5 protein-coding genes and 1 pseudogene are annotated in these 6379 nt (G+C 46.9%); 5 read left to right on the plus strand and 1 reads right to left on the minus strand.

What is annotated here, in order from left to right; translation table 11 throughout:
• Positions 1–27 precede the first annotated feature (27 nt).
• The 5 genes from ACXAJT_RS21705 (at position 28) to ACXAJT_RS21725 (ending at position 5557) form a co-directional block, all read left to right on the plus strand.
• The gene (locus tag ACXAJT_RS21705) at positions 28–1176 is read left to right on the plus strand and encodes a hypothetical protein (RefSeq protein ID WP_475238952.1); all 1149 of its coding nucleotides are present in this window, start codon (positions 28–30) and stop codon (positions 1174–1176) included.
• A gap of 1 nt (position 1177) precedes the next feature.
• Positions 1178–2974 (plus strand): glycosyltransferase family 4 protein, encoded by a 1797-nt coding sequence (locus ACXAJT_RS21710; protein ID WP_475238955.1) that lies wholly within the window; start codon positions 1178–1180, stop codon positions 2972–2974.
• 32 nt (positions 2975–3006) lie between these two features.
• Positions 3007–3702 carry a sulfotransferase family 2 domain-containing protein gene (locus tag ACXAJT_RS21715; RefSeq protein ID WP_475238958.1) on the plus strand — a complete coding sequence of 232 codons (696 nt, stop codon included), beginning with the start codon at positions 3007–3009 and terminating at the stop codon, positions 3700–3702.
• A gap of 21 nt (positions 3703–3723) precedes the next feature.
• Complete coding sequence (locus ACXAJT_RS21720; protein WP_475238961.1) at positions 3724–4671, plus strand: hypothetical protein; 948 nt, start codon at positions 3724–3726, stop codon at positions 4669–4671.
• A 151-nt stretch (positions 4672–4822) separates the two neighbouring features.
• Complete coding sequence (locus ACXAJT_RS21725; protein ID WP_475238963.1) at positions 4823–5557, plus strand: CatB-related O-acetyltransferase; 735 nt, start codon at positions 4823–4825, stop codon at positions 5555–5557.
• Positions 5558–5731: 174 nt separating this feature from the next.
• Here the strand turns inward: ACXAJT_RS21725 and ACXAJT_RS21730 are convergent.
• A pseudogene (locus tag ACXAJT_RS21730) lies at positions 5732–6265 on the minus strand (IS30 family transposase); the annotation flags it as partial.
• Between the last annotated feature and the right edge of the window lie 114 nt (positions 6266–6379).

Below are 6379 nucleotides of genomic sequence, written 5' to 3' on the forward strand. Positions count from 1 at the left end.
CCGTGGAATGAGAAGGCGACCAAGGCAATGAGGCAGGGCGCGTGCTTAAAGGCGCGTGAATTAGTTAAGATGACGGCTCAAAAACTAAATGCGAATTTTAACTCGGCAACCAGAATTATATTCTCGGGCGACATTCTCCGCGTGGATGATACAAAAGCCAATAAATTTGAAAATCCGGCTGAGAACAACGTGCGGTGGATGAAAAGCCTACTCGCGAAGCCGTTGATGGATTCTCTTAATGTGCCGTCTACACATATATTGCTGACGGAGGGGAGTAACGAGTTAAACCGCCGAGAAGTTTACGAGAAATTAGACATTCCCTTTAGTACCTCAGGCTGGGCTTCTATCTATAATGGGGCGCTATCAGAGGAAATAACCACATACATCAGAAATCTTTACAAAGATTCTCTAGTGATTACATATGAGCTCCCGCCATATCTAAAGGAAGTCTTCGATAATTTCGAAATACCATACATTGACTTCACGCTACACCCAATTCGGTTTCTATCCGACTTCATATTTGGCGTGAGAACAAATATAGACGCGGTAGATAGGCAGTTAAAGTCTCAAAGACTACCAGACAGTGCTGCCGAACTACAGGCTCGCATAATGGCAGGTAGGTCGCTACGACGATTAAGTAATCCAGATCTCAGGATCCCCGAAGGTGCCGTTGTTTTCTTTGGACAAACAAACGTTGACGCCTCACTCATTCATGAAGGGCAGCATGCGTCAGATATAGATGTTGAAATTGCACTGAGTACCTTGGCTGAGGAATATGGTAGGGTGTACTACAAGGGACACCCTCACAGAAACTATAAAAGCTGGATCGAGGGTGTTTGCAAAAGAAACTCAAGAATAAAAGTATTGGATAGGAATGTTTATGACATTCTTGGAAGTGGTTCTGTTGAGATTGCGGCAAGCCTTTCGTCTGGAACTCTAGTTGAAGCCCAGTACTTCGGTATTAAAATACATAGGTTTCTGGATAATTACGGGCGCTTCCATCAACCTTGGGCAGAGGTCGAGTTTGGGCAGTATTACCCAGTCTTTCCCACCGTCCTAGATAGCGAATTTTGGCGAGCCACTTTAATCGGCGGCACCTATAACGCTGGAACTTTTTCCCCAAGGCTCTCGGACGGACTTCTCAAAGAGGCATTGAATGCAAAGTGGGGGAAATAAAATGAGCAATTCGCGCATTTGTGTGCTCTATGACTGCACCAGGCTACTTAGCAAAGCGGGACAAGATTTCCCTTCAGGAATTGATCGAGTTGACATCGCTCATGCTAGATACCTAGAATCTTCCTATAATATAGATGTTGAGTACATATATCATCGTGGAGGAACGGCGCATTTCCTGCCCAAAAAAATGGGTCGTGCGCTGGTATTGACACTGAGTGCGCGATGGGAGGAAGGAAGTCTACCGTCACAACGTCAGTACAGGATTTTTTCTATACTAAAGTCTGCCGTGGATACGGAAACTTTGAAAGATATCAGTACAGCGAAAGAGCGACCTCACCTGACTTCCTATCGGCAGTCTGTATACCTTAATTCCTCTCACGCCGGGCTTAATGCATCTGGGTATTTGGAGTATATAAAAACAAATCTAACGGATAATATGGTATTCTACGTCCATGATTTAATTCCAATAGATTTTCCAGAGTATGTAAAGATCGGGGACGCAGAGAGGCATAGGGAGCGAATGGTAAATGTTGGGAATTATGCGAAGTGTGTGATCGCCAACTCAAAATATACCCTGGATAGGTTCAAAGTCTTTATAAGCGAGAATGAGATTTCTGCCCCCCCATATCTTTCGATAGCTCATATTGGGTTGCACAATGCCTTCTCCCGCATTGCAGCAGATCGAACTTTCGCTTCTTCTGAGCGGAAGAACTTTGTAATGCTGGGTACAATTGAACCCCGGAAAAATCATTTAAATATGTTGCTGCTTTGGAGAAAAATTTGCGCCGAACGTTCAGCCGAAAATATTCCAACTTTGACAATAATAGGAAAGCGAGGATGGGAGAATGAGCAAGTATTTGCAATGCTTGATAGGTGCGATGCGCTAAAGAGACATGTAGTTGAAATAAATGACGCGGATGATCAGGTCGTCAAGCAGGTCTTGCAGGACGCGACAGCGCTCCTTTTTCCGGCCTACGTTGAAGGTTGGGGGATGCCTTTAATTGAAGCGTTTGCGCTCGGCGTGCCTGTGATTGCTGCCGACATTCCTGCTCTAAGGGAGGCGGGCCAAGGCCTAGCGGATTATATTACACCAGAGGATATAATCGGTTGGGAATCTGCTATTGACGAATATTGTGAAGAGAATAGTTTTCGACGCAATTCTCAGATCAAGAGACTCAGCAGATTCCAGGCTCCAACTTGGAAAACGCATTTCGAAGTTCTGATGAAATATCTAGAAGCGATAAAATCAGACTACGTCGGGCATGAAATGTCAGAAAATCGGGAAGGGCGGGTCGGCGCAATTGCGCGTGCTTATCTTTCTGAGAAAGTTCCTACCGAAGAGTATGATGTTACGCGCTTAGAAAATAGTAGCCTGCATTGGGACTGTGGTTGGTACGCAGAGCAAGAAGACAGCAAAAAAAGAAAATATCGCTGGTGCGGCGCTAGTGATATCGCTCAAGTTAGCATCCCTCTGCAGGGCGATGCTCATGACATCAGCAGAGTCGCCATCATTGCATTCGTAGTTCGGCCGGTAAACCCTGCAAGTTGGTCTAGAGATTGGGTCAGAGTTAGAGTTAATGGGGAATATAGAGACTTTGAGCTCGTCGAAAATAACGGCGTCCGGCGGATTGTGATTGACGTTGCATCGATACCTTATTTGCTAGGGATGACAATTGAGTTCGAGCTAATCCAGAGAGTGTCGCCTAAGGAAATAAAAATTGGCACTGACCAGAGGAACTTGGCTTTCAATGTTGTTGAAACGGAAATTTTCCGTGAAAAGGGTCGAGCGCAAGTATGAATGGCCGTCAGAAGGTAAATGCGGAGAATCAAATGAAAGAAGTCAACAATAATATGCTTAAGCTCGGACGGTTTAATAGCATAATTCTGGATAGAGAGCTCAGCTTTGCTTACATATCGATCCCCAAAGCAGCTAATTCGTCTATAAAGGATTCCCTTTCAACAATGCACTTGCAGAAAGAGATTAGTGCGAATGAAAGAGCTGAAGCAAGGAGGCTGCTTCACAAGCAAAAGGATGGCATATTTGAATTTTGCAAAAAAGACGATCTGATTAGGAGTAGACCTGGCTTCGTTTTTTCGGCTGTCAGAAATACCTGGGATCGAATCCACTCCTGCTACAAAAATAAAGTTGCGAACAGCTTTCATGAGCCATTTTCAGTGTACGGTATGACCAAGGGCATGGACTTTGAGAAGTTCTTGGAAACTATATGTGAGATTCCAGATCGTGAGGCGGAAATTCACTTCCGGTCTCAGTTAGGGCTTTTGACCCATAAAGGCCAGTTTCTTCCAGATCTTGTTCTTCGCTCTGAGCGTCTCGATCGCCAATGGGACTTTGTAAGAGCATACTTTGAAAACGCCCACCAAATTGAACTATCGAAGATTGGTCGACTCAATGTTAGTCCAAAGCAGCGCAGTTCTTATAAATTTAGCAAGAGGTCGGTCGATCTAATTGAAAAAAGGTATGCGAAAGAAATTTCGTTCTTCGGGTTTGAGCCTCCCCATAATTAACTAAGGCGCGAGGCGTGTGATATGAAGGTTTTAGTTCTTGGAACCTCTAATACTATTCTTAAAGGCGGTTGGCTTTTCGGGTTTCGAGATGGAATTGGTGATCAAGTGGAGATCGTCAATCGGTCAGTTGGTGCATCACCTAGTACTCAGTTTTCTAGGTGGTGCGCTCAAGACCTTAGTGAGTACGATTTCGTTATATTCGACGCAATCGTCAATGACGAGAACTTACTCAAGCATGTTGGGTCACTTAGCTTTCTTAGGGATATCTTGGAGGACATGCTGTCTAGCATCGCTCATCAGTCAAATCTCATAGTTTTGGGGTTCTGCAATGAGCGTTTTTTGTTTCGTAGAAGCAAAGTTTATCGACTGTATGAGGAAGTTTGTGCAGATGTTGGCGGCACGTTTTTAAGCGTGGTCGATTTCGCATTGGATTATGCAGGACCACGTTACCGTGATCCTGCGCACTTGAGCCTACCTATAGCTTTTGATTTTGGAAGCCATTTAGCTGGTCTTCTTCCAGGATTTAAGGCTTCGCGCAATAGGCCTAGGAATAAACGGTACAATTTTCGTGCAATACACGCCAGTCAAGTTTTTGGAATGACTTCCGAGGTTCGTAAAAACTCCTTGATTTCGGAAAAGTTCGTAGCCCTGCGCCAGTTAGATGGTGGCGAGATTTCTGAGAATTTGCCTCTTGTTGGATTCGAAATAAATTCATGTGAGACGTATGGATTTGCGCGAGTGACCTGCGCAGATGGTCAGAAATCGAGGGTCCTTTCTCTAAGATATCGCCAAGATTCTAGACGGATTCTTTTGAAGTTTATTCCCCTTAAAGGTGGTTTCTTAGCTTCTCATTTCCATTGTGTGCATGGCGGGGCGGAGCCGATTGGGTCTCCACATGAAGAAATTTTAGCTTCCCACGATGGAGATTCGCAAATTAGTATCTCTTGGCTTTCTTTCTGGTCGAGGTGAAGTCCTTGATATATTTACCTTCTTCGAATTGAGTCTTCATTTGACTGCTCATTGAGTAAAGCAGGTGGTTTTCGTTGGTCTTCGTGTTTTCATTTGATCAACTGAGGCGTAGGGAGAGGGTGCGAATCGCGAGGTAGTTATGGGGAAAAATGTGAGAATACTCGACTATGTGTCGCAAGATGATCTAGTGAATTGTGGGATAAATATAAATGTTGGTGGTGCGGGGGTTCTATCCAAAGGGGCGGTGATTGAAGGGCCGTCATTGATTAAGGCTCCAGTCGGTGGGGTTAAATCATTTGGTGCGTTCTCTTATATAAATGGGGCGGGTAGATTTACGAATGTCAGTGTCGGGAGGTATTGTTCTATCGCGCCCGACGTGAAGATCGGCTTTCCAGAGCATCCAACTGATTGGTTTGCTACCGGAGCTTTTCAGTATCTAAACCCGGGCTGGATGGCAAATAGCTGTGGTAGTTGGCCTGTGAGAAAACATGATCATAGTGCTCAGACCTATATTGGTAATGACGTCTGGATCGGAGTTGGCGCATTTATCAGGGGGGGGGTGAGGATAGGGAATGGGGCTATAATTGGCGCCGAGTCTGTTGTTACAAAGGATGTTCCGGATTACGCTATTTTTGCCGGAAATCCAGCGCGGCTGGTTAGATATAGGATTCCAAAAGAGTTTCGGCAACCTCTTGTTGAAGCGAGTTGGTGGGATTTTTCTGTTAGGCAGTTGGCGGGGTGTCCCTTTGATGATGTCGCCAAGGCGTTGAAGTTTATTGAAAATTTGCGAAATGAATCTATTGAGGCTTTTCATCCGAGCGTCTTGATGGAAGAGGACGGGGCGATTATTTTGCGAAAGGGGAACTTTCATAATTCTGGTTCTTGATTTCCACCCAGAACTGATGGGGTGGAAATCAACAGCCTGCGTTTCTGGCGCCGCCTCGGCAAATGTCGCGCCAACTCTTCGGCACGACCGTCGGGGCCGTAGACCGAGGCATAGATGGTTTCATGGCTGATGCGGGTCTCGTGACTGTGTGCGCTACTTGAAGCGCGCCTCCCATTACCTGCGACGGTAGGGGCGCCGGCCGATTTCCTCCATCATCTTTTCGCGGAAGACCTCGGCCGGGGTCCTCCATCCGAGGCATTTGCGGGGCGTGTTGTTGAGCTGGTCGCAGAGTTGCTTCAGCTCAAGCTCCGTCATGGCGGCGACGTCACGCTGTCTTGGAAGCCAGCGCCGGAGCCGGCGGTTGGTGTTCTCGACTGTGCCTTTCTGCCAGGGCGAGGAGGGGTCGCAAAACCAGGTTTGGGTTCCGAGCTGGGCCTGCAGGTGCGGCCATGACACGAACTCCGTGCCGCGGTCGAAGGTGATGGACCTGCGGCCTGCCATGGGCAGATCCCGCACCGCCTTCACGATCTTGGTCATGACCGGTTTCGTGCGCCTGTTGGCGTTCTTCAGCAGCACGGTGAAGCGGCTGACACGTTCGACAAGAGAGGTGACGTTGGTCTGGCCAAGCGATTGTTTGAACAACATCAAATCGCCCTCCCATGTGTGGATACCTCGGTCGGTGCAAGCATTCTCTTGAACGGGTCGAACATGTGATCGGGTACGGTCATGTGTCAGATGCCGTAATGGGGCTCGCCAAGGAACACCGCCGTAGTGACTTGCTGAACGGTTGGCGTTGAAGTGTCGTTGCCCCTGGCACGCAAG

The sequence above is a fragment of the Salipiger sp. ABF4_146 genome, from assembly GCF_056161345.1.